Annotated in this window: 12 protein-coding genes and 1 pseudogene; 10 read left to right on the forward strand and 3 right to left on the reverse strand. The window is 33.8% G+C overall.

Annotated features, from left to right (window positions below; all coding sequences use genetic code 11):
* The first annotated feature begins 3 nt into the window (after positions 1–3).
* From BBI01_RS18795 to BBI01_RS18805, 3 genes are read left to right on the forward strand one after another with little or no spacing between them, the layout of a single operon-like run.
* Positions 4–1,449 (forward strand): ABC transporter permease, encoded by a 1,446-nt coding sequence (locus BBI01_RS18795; RefSeq protein ID WP_065396181.1) that lies wholly within the window; start codon positions 4–6, stop codon positions 1,447–1,449.
* The gene (locus BBI01_RS18800; RefSeq protein WP_065396182.1) at positions 1,449–2,795 is read left to right on the forward strand and encodes a DUF3526 domain-containing protein; all 1,347 of its coding nucleotides are present in this window, start codon (positions 1,449–1,451) and stop codon (positions 2,793–2,795) included. The genes BBI01_RS18795 and BBI01_RS18800 overlap by 1 nt, the downstream gene beginning before the upstream one ends.
* Positions 2,789–3,484, forward strand: a complete 696-nt coding sequence (locus BBI01_RS18805; RefSeq protein WP_065396183.1) for an ABC transporter ATP-binding protein — start codon at positions 2,789–2,791, stop codon at positions 3,482–3,484. Before BBI01_RS18800 ends, BBI01_RS18805 begins: the two co-directional genes overlap by 7 nt.
* A 189-nt stretch (positions 3,485–3,673) precedes the next feature.
* Here the strand turns inward: BBI01_RS18805 and BBI01_RS18810 are convergent, their stop codons facing one another.
* The 3 genes from BBI01_RS18810 to BBI01_RS18820 all read right to left on the reverse strand — a co-directional run bounded on the left by BBI01_RS18810 (position 3,674) and on the right by BBI01_RS18820 (position 9,652).
* Positions 3,674–5,005, reverse strand: a complete 1,332-nt coding sequence (locus BBI01_RS18810) for a glycoside hydrolase family 28 protein (protein ID WP_228394038.1) — start codon at positions 5,003–5,005, stop codon at positions 3,674–3,676.
* A gap of 216 nt (positions 5,006–5,221) precedes the next feature.
* The gene (locus BBI01_RS18815; protein WP_065396185.1) at positions 5,222–6,274 is read right to left on the reverse strand and encodes an ATP-grasp domain-containing protein; all 1,053 of its coding nucleotides are present in this window, start codon (positions 6,272–6,274) and stop codon (positions 5,222–5,224) included.
* Between the two features lie 96 nt (positions 6,275–6,370).
* Positions 6,371–9,652: a glycosyl hydrolase gene (locus BBI01_RS18820; protein WP_065396186.1), complete on the reverse strand. Its 3,282-nt coding sequence runs from the start codon at positions 9,650–9,652 to the stop codon at positions 6,371–6,373.
* A gap of 242 nt (positions 9,653–9,894) precedes the next feature.
* Here BBI01_RS18820 and BBI01_RS18825 point away from each other — a divergent pair, with 242 nt between their 5' ends.
* From BBI01_RS18825 to BBI01_RS18855, 7 genes and pseudogenes are all read left to right on the forward strand, one after another.
* A complete protein-coding gene (locus BBI01_RS18825; protein WP_065396187.1) occupies positions 9,895–10,767 on the forward strand; it encodes an SDR family oxidoreductase in 873 nt (290 codons plus the stop codon).
* Positions 10,768–10,778: 11 nt separating this feature from the next.
* Positions 10,779–11,171: a DoxX family protein gene (locus tag BBI01_RS18830; protein WP_065396188.1), complete on the forward strand. Its 393-nt coding sequence runs from the start codon at positions 10,779–10,781 to the stop codon at positions 11,169–11,171.
* Complete coding sequence (locus BBI01_RS18835) at positions 11,161–12,003, forward strand: DsbA family oxidoreductase (RefSeq protein ID WP_083190154.1); 843 nt, start codon at positions 11,161–11,163, stop codon at positions 12,001–12,003. The genes BBI01_RS18830 and BBI01_RS18835 overlap by 11 nt, the downstream gene beginning before the upstream one ends.
* Before the next feature lie 187 nt (positions 12,004–12,190).
* Positions 12,191–13,288, forward strand: coding sequence for an efflux RND transporter periplasmic adaptor subunit (locus tag BBI01_RS18840; protein WP_065396189.1), 1,098 nt, complete (start codon positions 12,191–12,193; stop codon positions 13,286–13,288).
* Between the two features lie 6 nt (positions 13,289–13,294).
* Positions 13,295–16,425: pseudogene (locus BBI01_RS18845) on the forward strand (efflux RND transporter permease subunit).
* A complete protein-coding gene (locus tag BBI01_RS18850) occupies positions 16,426–17,832 on the forward strand; it encodes a TolC family protein (protein ID WP_065396190.1) in 1,407 nt (468 codons plus the stop codon).
* 177 nt (positions 17,833–18,009) lie between these two features.
* The gene (locus BBI01_RS18855; RefSeq protein ID WP_165602274.1) at positions 18,010–18,942 is read left to right on the forward strand and encodes a sensor histidine kinase; all 933 of its coding nucleotides are present in this window, start codon (positions 18,010–18,012) and stop codon (positions 18,940–18,942) included.
* Positions 18,943–18,946: the final 4 nt, after the last annotated feature.

An 18,946-nucleotide genomic window follows, 5' to 3' on the forward strand; every position in this document is an offset into this window, starting at 1 on the left:
ACTATGGCTTTTTCAAACTTGAAACTCTTGGTAAGAAAAACCCGGCAGGATTTGTTTAAAAGTAAACAAAACCAGCTAATCGCGGTTACCGTTCTCCTATTTTGCTTCCTGAGCATCGGAATCGGATTTACAAAGTATGGCGAAACCTATTCAAAAGTAAAAGAATACCGCAAAGAAACCCGTGAAAACTGGGAACACAGACCTGACAAACATCCTCACAGAATGGCGCATTACGGCTATTTGGTGTTCAGAATCGGTCATCCGCTGAGTATATTTGATAAGGGTTTGGATGATTATCTCGGAAATGTCATTTTCCTTGAAGCGCACAAACAGAATACTGCTAATCTTTCGGAAGCGGGTAGTTCCGGAATTCTCGTGCGTTTCGGAGCATTCAGCTCGGCATTTATTCTTCAGGTTATTGTTCCTTTGATTATTTTATTCCTTGGCTTTGGATTGATTGTCCGTGAAAGAGAAGATGCAACATTGAAAATCCTTACCGTTCAAGGTGCTTCGCCAAGAGCTATTTTATGGGGGAAAATTCTTGGACTCTGGCAGTTTTCTTTAGTGTTTTTAATTCCTGTGATTCCTGTTGTTTTATTGATGGGAATCTTGGCAGAAGCCAATGATTTCGGTGATATTTTATCCAGAGTATTAGTGATTTTTCCTGCATATATGGTGTACTATTTTTTTTTCTGTACGCTGACGGTTTTAATTTCTGCCAAAAGCAAAGCTTCGTCATCGGCTTTGATCAGTTTAATTGGTTCGTGGTTGATTTTGGTGATTTTCTTACCCAAAGGAATTCAGTTTGCAGCACAGAATCTCTATCCTACTCCATCAAGAATTGCCTTCGAAACTCAGGTGGAAGAAGATGTCTTGAAAGTTGGTGACAGTCACAATCCGAACGACCCGCATTTTAAGCATATTAAAGATTCTTTACTCGCAAAATACAATGTAAAAACCACCGACGAACTTCCCGTCAATTACGGAGGAATCGTCATGAAAGAAGGCGAAAGAATCAGTGCAAAATTGTATGTTGACCATTTGAAAAAACTTCAGAATCAATATAATCAACAGCAGAAACTGAATGAAATTTTCGGGTTTATCAATCCTGTGATGGCAATTAAAAACCTGTCAATGACCACTTCAGGAACCGATTATTTTGCGTATCAGCAATTTCAGAATCAAGCGGAAAGTTACCGTTACAAACTTGCACAGCGAATGAATGACCTGCAAATTGAACAAATCAGCAACATCAAACCCAAAGAAGGCGAAAAACCGGCAATGGTTGACCACGAAAACTGGCAGAAGTTTCCAGATTTCCAGTATGAATTTACTTCACTTAAAGACAGTTTAAGCCATCAGCTTCTTTCGTTGATGGCAATTATTTTCTGGCTTTTAGTCTGTGTTTTGATGGTTGAATTAAGCGCTAAAAATTTAAAATTAATCTAATGAATCATTATTTATATAAACAGTTTTACCGCAACAAAGCCTATCTTATTTCTCTGCTAATTCTACTTTTTGCAGGGTTGAGCTCTTTGTACACCGGTAAAAAATTCCTCGATAGAAACGAAGACATTATTGCGAAAAGTGCAACCTATCAAAAAAATAGTCTCGACAAAAATGCGGCCTTACACAACGACGACATCGGTCTTTTGCTGTATTACGTGAAATTCAATCTGGTAAATGAAATGCCAAAACTGGCCGCTTTAAATATTGGTTTAAGAGATTTGAATCCTTCAATTCAGGGCGTGACGATTAGAAATCTGGAGGAACAGAAAAACAATTCCGATTTTTTCAATCCTGCAAATGCTGCGGTCGGAAATTTCGATTTTTCGTTTGTGCTTGTTTTTCTTTTTCCATTGGTTATTATTGCTTTTTGCTACAACATCATTTCTGAAGATCAGGAAAAAGGAACCTGGAAACTGCTTTCTGTTCAAAGTCAAAAAATAAGAACACTGATTGATGCTAAACTCTTAATTCGTTTACTGGCCGTCAGTTCGGTTTATTTTTTATTGCTAATTATAGCAGTAATGTACATTAAAATTCCGGTAGATTCTACATTTGCCATTTTCACGTTGGCAGGTTTGCTCTATATTATTTTCTGGTTTGCGCTTTGTCGCTGGATCATCGGTTATCAGAAATCATCTTCGTGGAATGCTTTAGCGCTAGTTATTTTCTGGATGGGAATGAATTTCATTATTCCAATGACGGGAAATATGGTTATTCAGAAACTCGTTCCCGTAAAAGAAGGTTTGCAGGCACAAATTGAACAGCGGGAAGGTTATCACAACAAATGGGATGAAGCGAAAGTTCCGACGATGCAGAAATTCCATAAGATTTATCCGCAGTTCAGCCAATACACTGTAGATGAAAATGTTAAATCATCATACATATGGTATTACGCAATGCAGCATATGGCGGATGTTGAATCTGAGAAATCATCCAAACAATATCACGAAAAAATGCATCGCAGAAACAACGCTGCCATTTATTTAGGCTATATTTTACCTAACGTTCATACGCAATTGGTTCAAAGTGAAATCGCCAAAACAGGAATGGAAAATCACCTGAATTACTCTGAAGGTTTAAAAAATTTCCACGAGAAACAAAGACTGTTCTTCTATCCATCAATTTTTGAAAATGTAAATGGAAAAACCATCGACTGGACGAAGCAAACGGTGAAAACCTTTACCGATTCGGCGAAAACAAATCTTTTAGCCGTGTTTCTTCCTTACATTATCTTTATTTCATTATTCTTAATTCTTTCACAAATTAAATTTAGAAAGCTATGTTAAAAACCATCAATCTACATAAAAAATACAACGATTTTACAGCTTTAAAATCTTTAAACCTCGAAATTCAGGAAGGTGAAATCTTCGCTCTTCTCGGGCAAAACGGAGCCGGGAAAAGTACAACGATCAATATTTTATTAGGATTAATTAAAGCCACTTCAGGTGATGCTTTTATCAATAATATTTCCGTAAAGGAACATCCTGAAAAAATAAAAAAGCATTTGGCATATATCCCTGAAACGGTATTGCTTTATCCCAATTTGACAGGAATTGAAAATCTTGACTTCTTCTCGAAAATTGCAGGTTTTAATTATGATAAAAGTGAGCTTTCAGCATTGTTGAAACGTACAGGACTACAGGAAATTGCTCACGAAAAAACTCTCGGCGGTTATTCCAAAGGAATGCGTCAAAAAGTTGGAATCGCTATCGCACTCGCCAAAGACGCCAAAGTTCTTCTTCTTGATGAACCAACAAGCGGACTCGACCCGATTGCCACCGCAGAATTTACAGAAATTGTAAGACAATTGGGAAATGAAGGACGAACTGTTTTAATGGCAACGCACGATATTTTTAATGCCGTAAGTGTTGCTACTAATATTGGAATAATGAAGCAGGGAGAGCTGGTACAGAATCTACCGTCAAAAGCTTTTTCTGCTGAGGAATTGCAGGAATTGTACTTGAAGACAATTTAAATAATACAATTCTTTTGAATAACTATGAAATACCATCGAGGTGTTTCATAGTTTTTCTAGGAACTTTAATAGTGGTAAAAGTAAATAGTCTTTATAAAAAGAATCACAGCAAAGATTAAGAAAACAAATAATTATAATATTTGATAATCTTAAATTGCTCAAACATTTCAATTTTGAAATTTAAAAAGTTTATAAATTCTCAAATGAATTCTCCAACTTAAAGTTCTTCACATTTTTTATTTGTACGCGCTCCTCTGCAGATTTTTCTAAAGTAATATTTTTCATCCAAATATTTTTCACAGGTAATTCGTCATTTCCATTAATTTTGACAACAAATTTAGCTGAACTTGCCCGTACATCTGTTAGAAAAACATCTGTAATAGGGGTAAGTTTCCTAACTACAGTTGGAACAAGCTTCCTCCATTGATACAATACATCGGTATCAATACCAAGTATACCTTGGCTAATAGTGTTTGCCTGCACATTTTGAAAATATACATTTTTTACATAACCACCCATCCTCTCATTTGTCTTTATAAATAGAAGGTGCATTAATTTAGTATTAGTATCAGATACCTTACAATTTTCAATGTAAATATTTTCAATTCCTCCAGAAAGTTCACTTCCTATTGCCACTAATTGATGACCATCCTTTACTAAACAATTTCTAATGACAATATTTTTGGACGGTTTTTTCAAACGCCAACCTTCAGGATTTCTACCTGACTTTATTGCAATAGCATCATCTCCTTGATCAAAAACACAATTCTCAATCAAAATATTTTGACTCATTTCTGGATCTATCCCATCATTATTATGTCCATGCGCGTTGACATCTATTCTACGAACCACAACATTTTTGGAGAGATAAAGATGAACGGTCCAAAACGGGCTGTTCCGAATATTTATATCCTCGATCAAAACATTCTTACAACGATTAAATTGTATAAACTGTGGACGTAGATTTGAATTACCATTTACCATGTTGCGTTGTTCTACAGGAACTCTTTCCTGTGCCCAATTGTACAAAAGTTTAATGCTTTCCATATGAGCGGGAGGTCGCGAAAACCACTTACTCCACTCACTATTATCTGCTTTAATAGTTCCTTTGCCAGTAATTGCGACGTTTTGTGCATCGAAAGCATAAATTAATGGAGAATAATTATAACATTCTAAACCTTCCCAGGTTGTAAAGACTGCCGGAAGATAGTCATTAGGGTCGGGAGAAAAAAGTAAAGTTGCCTCTTCGGAAACATGGAGATTAACATTACTCTTCAAGTGAATTTTTTTTGTGTACCATTCGCCTTTGGGAATGATAACATTACCTCCGACTAAACTAGCTTCATTAATTGCATTTTTTATTGCTTCAGAATTTTTTTCTTTATCATTAGGTACCGCTCCGTAATCTATTATATTGAAATTCTTAGCACTTGAAAAATTTGGAGATTTTATTGTAAGGTTAGAAAAAGGAGTTTTTACAAATTCTTTGTTCAGTTTTACTTTATTCCTTTGAGATTTCACTGTTAATGAGAAAAAGCAAAATAACAGAAATATCAGGCATCTAAATATGGAGACATTTTTCATAATTAATAATGTAATAATTAAAGATCAGAATTTATAATTCTAAAACTATCCTGTACATTATGTCATTGGAGAAAAAATATTTTTAAACATAATACCGATTAATGTTTAAAAAAAATGGCATACTCTAATGATTCTTTACTCCATGAATGATATCTATAAAGTCCAAGCCTGATTTAACATATTCAAAATAAGATCATCATAAGACCAACCTATTTCACGAGCAGCCAATGCAGTAAGACTATCTTGATCCCTTCTATGTAAACGACTTGAACCTGTCATATTTGGTTTCATGTTAAGATCAAAGAGGTAATAAACACCCTTCTCATCAGCTCTGCAATCAATTCTAATTGGAGCTTTGGCTTCTATCAAATGGGCTGCCGCTTCACATTGTCTACATAATTTTACAATTTCTGCAGATTTCTGCTGTTCAGAAGAAATAACCTTAGAGTTTTTAATGATTGCAACAATACCATTGTACGGAGCCACTCCATTTTCATGATTAAATCGTTCCACTGGAGGTAAGCTCCAATAGTCTTCTATTAAAGTACTTTTACCATTTATAAAATATTTTCCGGGTGGCATAACACTAATTGTTAGTTCCTGCCCACTTAAAAACTCTTCCAGATAAAACATATCACCATACAAATTATCTTTGAACATATTCTTTGCTGTAGACTTTAATTCAGTTTCATTCTTAACAACGTAAACACCTTGGCTACCCCTTCCTCGAACTGGCTTTATTACTGAGGGAAACGAAAAATCTACTGAGAATTTTTCAATATTATCTTTGGTGAGAATTTGATAACTCGGAACATTTAGTCCGTTCTGCCTCAAAAATTTATTTGTCAGAATTTTATCATCGTATGAATCTACAGAGTTAGGATTTTGCCCGACAAACAATAAATTTTTGCCGAATTGTTTTTCAATGGCATGGCTTCGATAGAGAACTGTATTTAGCCAAAATACATTTGCTCCCATTTCTAGTGCCCGAAAGATTCCCTCATCATTATCAGGGAAAACCCAATCTTTGTCAATGATGGGATTAGGATTATTTTTTGGTGTTAAAACATCAATCTTTTGGCTATTTAAGGAATAAGCAATATCTGCCCCACTGTCACTATATCCTCCATCCTTCATTGGTTTAATTACATTGTCTTTAGACGGCGCTTTTTGTGCTTGAAATAAAATGGCTACTTTCTTTTCCATAAAATAAATGTGTATCCCCAAGTTACAAAACTATTCCAGCACACATAAAATTAAAAATGCTAATTTTATATTAATAATAAATAATCAGAGATTTAATCAAAGCTCGTATGAGATTATTTGTACCTCTGTTAATCCCGATTGTTGTAGGTCTCCGTTAGAGACGGAAATTTCAGGATAAGAAAATGTAACTCTATCAGCGTGAGGAAGTGTAGAATCATAAATCATCCGATTAATTAATGAATTTGCAACTTTTATCTCAATACTATTTTGACCAATATTCAAAAATTTTGAAATATCTAATTTCCAAGGAGAACACCAGACTGTACCTGCGTCCTGCCCATTAATAAGCACTTGCGCTACAGATCCCGGAATTCCTAACCTGATGTAAGCCTTTCTAAATAACGAATTAATATGAAATGAGTTCTTATAAATAGCTGTTCCAGAATAGTATTTTATTTGAGGATCGTTAAAGTTAGTCCAATCTTTAAGTTCTTTAAAATTTATATTTCCTATACCGCCCTTCCCTTTATCAAAATAGACATCCCAAGAATTGTTGAGCTTTAAAATTTGTCTTGGAGCAATAAATTCTTCATTATAAATTGGTAATTCTTCAAAATTATTAGATATCATTACAAACAATGATTCTTTAGCTGATATTGTTAACGGAACTGATATATTTCCATTCTCACCTATTTTTGACTTAGCGTTGTAACGCATTCCTGTAGAGGGATCCCAAACTTGAACATATTTACCTTTTGCGGAAAATCTAAAAACATTGTCTTCTTCAATTTCCTTATGATTATCAATGAAATACATATCAGCATCCTTAAGTGACCTATGATTAAAGTAAATTTTAGATGTTTTACAATCAGATTTCTCCAACTCCAAATCTGGAAATACTTGAGCCAATTCTAAAACTGACTGTAATGTTCCACCCCAGTAAACAGTTCCTAACCCATATTTCCTAGTTCCCTTTGATGGAGGATTCTTCCCCCAAAGTCTGTCGGCAAGCTTTCTATACTCTTTATCCAATACTATATCTGCGGTTGATCCTGAAAACTCTGGTTTAGCTCCATAAATTCTTCCACCTTTTTCCACTATTTGTGCAATTTTTTTTAGAGCAGAATAAGTTAGGGATTGGCTTTTGGGAAGAACCATTATTTTATAAGAATTACCATCTGGAAGCATAATTTTACCCTTAGCACCAGACAACCTATTGATCAAAGCATCTGTTGAAAATGCATCGAAATCAAAACCTCCAGGGATATCTGGTAAACGATTGGTAAGTATTTTAACCGGAGCATTATCGCCTAAATAAATACAAATATCAGCTACGGACTTTCCCATCCGCATCAAGTATGTGCTTCTTGCCTGAAAATCCCAAAATGGAGCACTAAAATCCCACCAAGTATTATTCCTATTTATAGCATATTGACGTCCACCTCCTGTACTTCCAGGTATTTTATCCAGCCACGGCTGGTAAGCAGATGCACAAATTACAAACTCATTAATTCCGAAGGCATAAGCATAATTCGCAAGAGATTTTAATTCATGAAGAGTTGTAGAGTACTTCGCATCAGTAAAAGCCTCTGCGGAGGCAATAGGTTTTCCATAAATGTGAGCAGCAGAAGAACTTTCCTTAATATCATAATTACCATCTGGATGAATGACCCAAAACTCACCTTGAGGTTTATCTACTTTACCTTTCGCCATAATTGGATCGCCTACTATACAAAGAGCATTTCCAATCGCTTGAGCTGTGAAATGAAGTCCATTTGATTTAGCCAATTTATTAAAAGTGCCGTAGTAGTTATCGGCAATCATATCAGCAATATTTCTCCTAACATCAAAGAGAAATCCATCAGAAGTTTTCGGACTGTCAACAATGTATCCCATCATCGCCGGCAAAAACCCTTTCATATCGTAGCCCTGCCTAACTTTGAATTCATTAGGGAAACTTTCCGTCCAATTCTGAGCTCCCGCTTCATGACTATCCATTGCAATTCCTAAAAGGTTATCTATTCCTGATATCTTAAGGGAGTCTACAATGACTCCTACATATTTATCCCATTGTAAATTTGCGGCTTCAACAGAGAGCTTGTCACATTCTCTACCAAGAAGGTTTTTACGTCCGTGCTTGGTATTAGCTCCGGTTGGTTCATATGCAAATCTCATCACAACCCATTCACCTTCGGGAACATTCCAATTCAAAATTCCATCAGCATCAACTTTATCAGTAACATTAATGACTTGATTAGATTGAATCACTTCATTTTTTCCGAATTTTGGAGTTTTATCCGGTTCAATATATTCGGAAAACAGCCCAGCTTTTTCCTCATATTGATCAATCATTGCCATAGAATGTAGGACTATTGAATTTAACTGTAGTTCTTGATTACTTTCAGAATCTTCCCACCAATGATTTAGATTTAATCGGTAATATTTCGCTTTAACAGTTTTAAATGATAAAGTCTTTTGTCTCCAACTTTCATGCGCTTTATAAATGGGTTTCAGATCGCAAATTTTATGATAATTAACCCCATCATAAGATACTTCCAACTGTCCGAAATCTGGTAACACCCTGTATCCTGTTCCAGTAAATGTAGCCGAAGGAGGAGCAGGAACATTTGTAGCACTGGACGTAGCCTTTCCTCTCGGTTGCATTTTATAAGAAATACTTCTAGCTTCAAAACCATTTGGGAAGTACAGATTAATATAGTGCCCTTTATCGGTTCTTGGAATTTTTAAAACAGTATTTGCATCTCGCTCAAATAGTTTTAAAACATTTTCTGACTTAATATCTGAACTGATAACAACCTCTTCAGAAAAAGATGTTTTTCCAGCACCATCAGGAGCAGGAAACGCTATAACAGCAACATCTTTAAAATAATCAAATTTATTTTTTGGTTCTGGTAATTTACCTTGAAAATTTGAACCTCCTTTAATAACTTTTTCAGTTGCTGTAAGTCTTTTCATTCCACTTTCATTAGTAATCCACGGACCACCAGCAACGTAACCGTTTGATATATGAAGTTCAAATGATAATCCAATTCGTTTTGCCTCTACTGCAGCAAACTTTAACATTTTCCACCAATCTACAGAAAAGCCATCCAATGCCTTTTCAGCCTTACCATGGCTCTGATCATAGTAGACAACTCCACCAATACCCGCTTTCTTAAAAGCAGCTAAATCAGCAGTTATACCTTCCTTTGTGGTTTCAGTTTCACCATGAAACCACCATACTTTGGTTCTTGTAGTATCTTGAGGTTTTAGAAAACCAATTTTTGCAGTTTCAAGGCTATGAGGTAGTTGGCCTTTATACAAACTAAAAATGGACAATAAAAAAATTAAAAAAGTATTTTTTTTTAAGCAACTCATGAGAGTGGTATTAGGTATTATAAATCTAAAAAGTCAATAGAAATATTCCATCTTGTACCGTCCTGAAAAATAAAAATAATACCATCAAAAATTGAAAGTAATTTCCATATGCCAATAATGAATCTTGTTGACAATATTAAATCACTTTCTTTAATTACCTGAACGTTACTGCTTACCTTGAAGTATCTGCTTACTTTCGGTAACCAATTTGATGTAATTTTGTACTATAAATTTTACAAGATATGATACTAGTAACAGGTGCAACAGGCGCTTTAGGGCAGCAGACTATTAACTTTCTATTGGAAAAAGGTATTGGTCCGGAAAACATCTCAGGTTTAGCTAGAGATGAAAAAAAAGCATCCTTTTTAAATGAAAAAGGTGTAGAGGTTAAAGTTGGAGATTACTTCAACTACTCAAGTTTGGTCAGTGCATTCAAGGGTGTGGATAAACTATATTTTATTTCTAGTGGTGATGTCAATAACAGAGATATTCAACATCAAAACGTTGTTAATGCAGCGATAGAAGCTGGCATTAAGCACATTGTATACACAAGTGTTGAAAGTACATCTGGAGGTATTGATTCACCATTGGCTAAAATATCAATCCCAGTTTTAAAAACAGAGGAATGGATTAAGAATAGTAAAATCAATTACACTATTTTAAAAAACAATTTTTATCTTGAAATGTTACCCATGTTTTTAGGCGAAAATGTTTTAGAAACTGAAAAAATTTATACCACTACTGGGGAAGGTAAAATCGGTGCTGTTTTAAGATCTGATTTAGCTGAGGCCTCTGCAAATGTGATTATTTCAGACGACAGCATCAATAAAATTTATCACTTGTCAAATACTGATGCATTTAATTACAATCAGGTTAAAGACATTTTAAATCAATCAACAGGAAAAAACATACAGCTTATTCAGCTCAATCCACAAGAACTAAAGGAACATTACATTAAGATTGGTCTTCCTGAATATGTAGCAGAATCTCTTATGGACTTTTCAAATGCAAAATCAAATGGAGAATTTGATGTCACGAGCGATGACCTTAAAAATTTGCTGGGAAGAAAACCGGTATCAATTAAAGAGTTTTTAGAAAATTTAGCAATTAAATAAAAAAAAGAAAAATGAATAATTTAACATCCCCAACACTCAAGAAAGAAAAAAGAATATATTGGATAACAACAATAATCGCAATGATTATGACAGTGGGGCCGGCACTACTCTATTTTACAAACGATTACTTGATCGAAACAATGCGAAATAGATTAGGTTTTCCAGATTACTTCAGAGTTGAACTTGCCATTGGAAAATACTTAGGTGCAATTGCCCTACTTGTTCCCGCAATTCCTAAAATGTTCAAAGAATGGGCCTATGTGGCATTTGGAATAGTTCTTATCTCCGGAAGTATAGCTCATGGTCTTATAGACGGATTTGCAGCAGGCATTTCTCCCTTAGTACCCTTTGCAATTTTAAGTGTTTCGTATTATTATTTCCGTAAACTTAATTATGCAGACTAAATTTGTCTGGTCAAGTATCACCGTACTTTTATTTATTGTCACTATACTGTTTGCAACAGCTATAAAAGGAAAAAGTGTACTAAAAACAAAAACATTTACAAAAATGGAAAATAAAGAAAAAATGAAAATTAAAATTTGGAGTGATATCATGTGTCCATTTTGTTACATTGGAAAGAGAAACATTGAACAGGCATTATCTAACTTTCCAGAAAAGCAAAATATTGAGATAGAGTGGAAAAGTTTTCAACTTGACCCTTCGATTCCGGAGATTCCCAAATATCAAGATGATATTTACAGATTTGTAGCTCAAACCAAAGGAATATCATATGAACAGTCAAAATCGATGCATGAACATGTAGTAAAAATGGCAGAGCAAAGTGGTCTAGAATACCATTTTGATAAAATTTTAGTTACAAACTCTTTAAAAAGTCATATTTTAATTCAACTGGCTAAAACTAAAGGTCTTGCTTCAGAAGCTGAAGAAAAGCTTTTCTATTCTTATTTTACACTTGGAAAAAACCTTAATGATATTAATCAATTAACAGTGATTGGAGAAGAAATAGGCATTAAAAAAGACGAGATTGAAAAGGCTTTTAATAATGACGATTTTGTACTGAAAGTTAAAAAAGACAGACAGGAAGCATTAGCATATGGTATGACCGGAGTACCTCTTTTAGTTATAAACGGTAAACATGTTATAGTTGGTGCACAGCAGCCTGAAGAAATACTGAAAACAATTTCCAAAGCATACCAAGAATGGAAATCAGAACAGGATCCAAATCTAAAAATACAATATGGTGCTAGTTGCGATTCGGACGGAAGCTGTCAATAATTATTAATTGTTCAAAAATGTAAAACCCAATTAAAACCATCACCGTTTATAGTTGGGTTTTTTACATTTATGCATTTACACAAAAATTTCCAGTTCACTTATCATTTTTTCCGGTTCAAAGCTTCTTACTTTTCTAAAATACATCAATGGATAATCTTTGCAACTAATTAATCATAAAGTTTTAAAGATGTATAATAAGGTTGGTATGATTACCATGCTTCTGACAGCATTAGTTGCTTGTACACCAAAAGATCAGGCCGATAACAGCAATAGGCAACCTATTCCTGAGCTTCCTGTTAAAATTATTAATCTAGGTGATGCACAATCATTCAAAGATTATCCAGCAGTAATCGAAGGTAAAGAAAATATTGAAATTAGAGTTCAAGCAAATGGCTACCTCGATAAAGTCTACGTAGAAGAAGGTAGTTATGTAAAAAAAGGACAATTATTATTTAAAATTAATGATGCAATTTATCTTGCACAAGTAGAAAAAGACAAAGCTAATTTGCTTTCTTCTGTATCAACTTTAGAAAATGCTAAACTGGAAGTAGAAAAAACTAAACCTTTGACTGAAAATAAGGTTTTCTCACAAGTCCAGCTTAAAAATGCCATAAATAACTTAAATATTGCAAAGGCAAACTTTCAACAGGCAAAAGCTAAACTAAATGAAAGTAAAATAAATTTAAATTTCACGTATGTTAAAGCTCCAGTATCCGGATATATTGGAAGAATTCCTAAAAGAATAGGAAATTTAGTGTCTGTGTCAGATGTAACTCCACTCACAACACTTTCAGATGTAAGCAAAGTTTATGTGTATTTTTCCCTGAGCGAGACAGATTATTTTAACCTGGTGTCTAATGAAAAAGACCTTTTAAAGAAAAAGGTCGATCTCATTTTACCTAATGGAGAACTTTATAAGTCACCTGGACAAATTGAAATGATCGATGGACAATTCAATAAAACAACAGGGGCAATTACGATCAGAGCAAACTTTCCCAATAGTTCATCACTTCTAAGAACCGGAGTAACTGCCACTATAAGACTTTCTGAAAAGTATCATAACGTATTACTGGTACCGCAAATTGCAACAACGGATATACAAAATAAAGTCTTTGTATTTACCTTAGATAGTCACAATAAAGTAACGAAAAAACAAATTTCTCTATTTGGAAAGGCAGAAAACAATTATATAGTTTCGTCCGGTCTTAAAATTGGCGACAAGATAGTAATTGGTGGTGTTGAAAGTTTAGCTGACAATACTATAATAAAACCGATATTTAAATAGATTACTATGTTACAGAAAATATTAAAAAGACCAGTTCTGGCAACAGTAATCTCTGTCATTTTACTAATATTAGGGATCTTTAGTGTTTTTAAATTGCCGCTCACTCGTTTTCCGGATATCGCACCTCCAAGTGTACAAATCACAACTACTTTTCCTGGAGGAAATGCGTCAACGGTCTTGAGGTCAGTTGTTGCACCAATTGAAGAAGCTGTTAATGGTGTTGAAAACATGACTTATATTCAATCAACAGCCAGCAATGATGGGACAGCGAACATTACGGTATTTTTTAAACTTAGTACCGATCCAGATCAGGCCGCTGTGAATGTTCAGAATAGAGTATCACAAATAACAAGTCAACTTCCACCAGAAGTTATTCAAAGCGGCGTCACCACTGTTAAGCAACAAAACAGTATGATCATGGAATATAGTGTTTACAGCGATGACAAAAATCTCTACGATGAAGCATTCATACAAAACTATGCAAAGATTAATATTATTCCAGAAATAAAAAGAATCCCAGGAGTTGGACAAGTACAACTTTTTGGTTTGAAAGACTACTCAATGCGAATATGGCTTGATCCAAATAAATTGGCATCTCACAACCTGACTGCGTCAGATGTGATTACTTCAATTCAAGACCAAAGTCTCGAGATAGCCCCAGGGAAATTTGGAGAAGGGACTTCGCAAGATTTGTCTTACGTTATTAATTATTCAGGAAAGTTCAACCAGCCCGAACAATATGAAAACATTGTAATAAATGCAAATGATGATGGTTCTGTATTGTATTTAAAAGATGTTGCACAAATTGAGCTTGGTTCTGCAAACTATAATACTGACAATAAATTAGATGGAAAAGATGCTGTCGTATTTGGAATATATCAAACTAATGGCTCCAATGCTAATGAGATACAAATAGAGGCCATCAAAGCTATGAAGAGAGCAAGTGAAAACTTTCCAAAAGGGATTAAATATGAAGTGGTTTATAGCACAAAAGAAACACTTGACGCCTCAATAAACCAAGTAAAAAGTACCTTAATTGAAGCTTTTATACTTGTTTTTATTATCGTTTACCTTTTTCTACAAGATTGGCGTTCAACATTAATTCCTGCAATTGCTGTTCCGGTTGCATTAATTGGAACATTCTTCTTCTTACAATTACTTGGTTTTACAATTAATATTTTAACTCTCTTCGCATTGGTTTTAGCGATCGGTATCGTAGTAGACGATGCAATAGTTGTAGTGGAAGCAGTTCATGAAAAAATGGACAAAACAAAACTTTCTGCATCTCAAGCAACTGTAAAGACGGTTAATGAAATATCATCTGCAATTATATCAATTACGCTAGTAATGACTGCTGTCTTTGTGCCAATTGGATTTTTGGAAGGACCTGTGGGAGTCTTTTATAGACAATTTGCATTTACATTGGCAGTAGCGATTATTATTTCCGCCTTGAATGCATTAACCTTAAGTCCAGTACTTTGTGCCTTATTATTACGGAAAGAAGATAAAAACGAAGAGAAACAAAACTTTACATCTCACTTCAAAAAATCATTCAATACCGGTTTTAATGCAATAACATCAAAATACATTTCTACCGTTAAAACTCTAATAAAATTTAAATGGATTAGCGTTGGGGCGCTGATTGTTATTACTGCAATTTCTGGTTGGCTAATAGTAAACACCTCTACAGGATTTATTCCAAATGAAGATGATGGTTTTATTGCAATATCAGTATCTCTCCCTGCAGGAGCAAACCTAGAAAGAACAGGAAAAGTACTTAAAGAAGCTGATTCAATCATTGGGAAACTACCTTATGTGGAATCGTTTGCAACAATTTCAGGTTTTAATTTGCTTACAAACAGTGCCAGTCCATCTTACGCTGTAGCATATGCGAAACTTTTACCAATGGATAAAAGGGGCGAAACAAAAGATATTAATGAAATTATTGCAGAGGTTAATTTTAAGCTAAGTAAAATAAAAGAAGGAACATTTAATGTTTTTACTTTTCCTACAGTACAAGGTTTTGGAAGCTTCAGTGGTTTAGAGCTTATGCTACAAGACCGTTCAGGAAAATCAGTTGTAAAATTCAGTGATGACGTGAATAATTTTATTTCGGAAGTCAATAAGTTACCTGAAATTGAGACTGCCTTTACTCTTTTTAGAGCAGATTTCCCTCAATTTAATTTAAAAATTAACCATATAAAAGCAAAACAATTAGGTGTATCGGTTTCAAGTTTAATGAAAAATATACAGACTTATTTTGGGAGTAATCAGGCTTCAGACTTTAATCTATATGGAAAATATTATAGAGTTATAGTCCAAGCCCAACCTAATAGCAGAGCTACTGAGACTAGCCTGCAATCAATCTACGTCAAAAATAACCGGGGAGATATGGTTCCAGCTTCAAGTATTGTTACGCTTGAAAAAATGTATGGTCCGGAATCTATGAATAGATATAATTTATATAATGCAATATCATTAAATGCGATTCCTAAAACTGGTTATAGCACGGGCGATGCAATGTCTGCCATTGAAAAACTTGCAAACCAAAAGTTGAACAAAAATTACAGTTACGAGTGGACAGGACTCAGCAGAGAACAAAAAGAATCAGGAAATCAAACTTTGATAATTTTCGCAATGGTAATATTATTTGTTTATTTTCTTCTCTCAGCACAATATGAGAGTTATATATTACCGTTAGCTGTGCTTCTTACAATACCTACTGGATTAATTGGAGTTTTTTCTGCAATAAAAATTGCTGGTATAGACAACAATATATATGTCCAAATTGGATTAATTATGTTGGTGGGATTATTGGCAAAAAATGCAATACTAATCGTAGAATATGCTTCACAGATGAGAAAAACTGGTCAAGATATAATTACATCTGCATTGCAAGCATCCAAATTACGACTTCGTCCTATAGTAATGACTTCATAGCTTTTATTGCCGGTCTTTTACCTCTAATGTTTGTTAAAGGGTCATCAGCACAGGGAAATCACTCAATTAGTATAGGTACAGCTGGTGGAATGTTAACAGGGGTCGTCCTGGGAACCTTGCTAATCCCCGTATTGTACATTATATTTCAGAAAGTGCACGAACTAATATCAAAGAAAACAAAAAAAATAGATGATTAAATGATTACAAAAATATTGACATTAGCAACAGTATTAATTCTACTGCAGTCGTGTATATCAAATAAAAGCACACAAAAAACGAGTCATAATATACCTACTAATTTTGAAGGATTCTCTAAAGATGACAGTGTTAGTATAGCAGCACTTCCAATTGATCAATTTATAAAGGATAGCACATTACAAAAAATTCTTAATAATGCAATTGATAAGAATTTTGACTATAAAATTGCATTACAAAATATTTTGATTAATGAGGAAAAACTAAGACTTACAAAAGCAGCAAATCATCCTAATGTTAACTTTGATATAGCTGCTAAAAGAACATGGCAATCTTCCAATAGCTTAAATGGAACTCTCTCCGATCAACTTATTACAAGCAGCTATTTAGACGATTACAATTTGGGACTTTACTTTAACTGGGAAATATTAACCTGGGGCAGAATAAAAAAAATGAAAGAAGCTTCGTTAGCAGATTATATTAAGTCCATCGAAGCAACAAGAGTTATAAAAACAAGACTTGTAACCGATATCAGTCAAGCTTATTACAAGTTAATTATGCTGGATGCGCAACATAAAATAGTTTTAAAAAACATTATTTTAATGGAGCATTCTTTAAAACTAACTAAACTACAATTCAATTCAGGGTTGGTCACTAATTTGGCTGTTGATCAAATGCAGGTGCAACTTGATGAAGCAAAAAGGATTATTCCAGAAATTGAAGAAAATATTATCACACAAGAAAATATTATCAGATCTATATCTGGAGAATTTCCTAAAGGTGTTATCAGAAGCAATATATTGGAAAATAGCGATATGGACGACACTTTCTTGGTAGGCATTCCAGCACAACTGTTGAAATTCAGACCAGATATAAGAGAAGCTGAAAGTAATGTTAATTCATCTTTAGCTAAAATGGGAGTATCAAAAAGATTGATGTATCCATCCATAAAATTAACAGCAGGAATCGGACTTAATTCATTTCAAAATTTTAACTGGCTGAATGTTCCTAATAGCTTATTTGAAACTATTGGAGGAGGAATAACCCAACCAATTCTTCAAAATAGAAAGTTAAAAACCCAATACAATATCTCAAAAATAGAATTGACTAAAGCCAAGATAGAATTTGACAGAGTAATTGTATTAGCAGTTAAAGAAGTAAGCGATGCTTTAAATAAAATAAAAAAAAATAGAGAATCATTAGTTATAGAAGAGGCAAAACTCAAAAACTTAAATAATGCAATTTTGCGAGCAGAACTACTCTATCAAAATGGGCAAGCAAGCTATTTAGAGGTAATATCAGCACAAAGCAAAATGCTTGAATCCGAGCTTTCAATAGTCGCGATTAAAAGTACCATATCTCAGGCGAACATTGAGTTATACAGATCATTAGGCGGAGGGTGGAAATAATTAATTATTTTTATAAATTAAAAAGTAAAATAAGTGAAAGATAAACTGTTTTATAAATATTACAGGATAATTATTATACCATTAGTATTTCTGATATACTTAATTATCTCTTTTTTTATGAATCCTTTCAATTCATATTGGAAATATCTAATAAACTTACCTCTCTCACTTTTTTTAATGGAGGAGCTTTTAACTCTACTTACCTGTTGGGCAATAACAGAATTAAGTATTGCGATGGCAAAATGGATGGATGGTTGGTTGGATTGGGAGACAAAACCCATTATCAGAGCAGTACTTCAAACTATATTCTTACTGATAGGTACATATTTTCTATTAAAAATATTTGACTATCTGGCACTGATATTATGTCAAAGACCCAAAGGCTTTTCAGACGAATTGGGAAATTGGCAATGTGCCTTTACCGGTTTATTAATGTCAATTCTCATCAGTGCTTTCCATACCGGAAACTTTTTTTTTAAAAGCTGGAAGTCTTCTATGCTAGAAGCTACAGAACTACAATTAAAAGCTGCGAAATTTAAAGAAATAGCAATGCAGGCTCAGCTTCAGTCACTTAAGCTTCAATTAGACCCTCATTTTCTATTTAATAACTTTAGTATTTTGTCGGCTTTAATAGATGAAGAGCCAGAAACGGCCAGTTCTTTCCTTGAAAATTTATCAAAAGTCTATCGGTATATGATCAATAATCTTGATAATAATGTAATAGCAATTGAAGAAGAACTTAAATTTATTGATTCATATAATTATCTTATAAAAATCAGATATGGAGAAAATGTTAATGTAGATGTTCAGGTCTCGAATGAGACAAAATTAAAAGTCATCCCTCCAATTACAATCCAACTTTTAATAGAAAACGCTATTAAACATAATATTGCAACAGGCGAAAACCCACTGCAAATTAAAATTTATGATGATCAAAGTTATTTGATTGTTGAAAATACTTTACAACCTATTGACCACATAATCCCGACAACAAAATTAGGTTTAGAAAATATTAAAAGCAGATATAAACTACTATTTGACAAGGATGTTCTTATCAAAAAAATCGATGGAAAATTTTGTGTTGCCTTGGAACTTTTACAACCTAAATAGATAT

The sequence above is a fragment of the Chryseobacterium artocarpi genome (assembly GCF_001684975.1).
In the GTDB taxonomy this organism is placed as follows: domain Bacteria; phylum Bacteroidota; class Bacteroidia; order Flavobacteriales; family Weeksellaceae; genus Chryseobacterium; species Chryseobacterium artocarpi.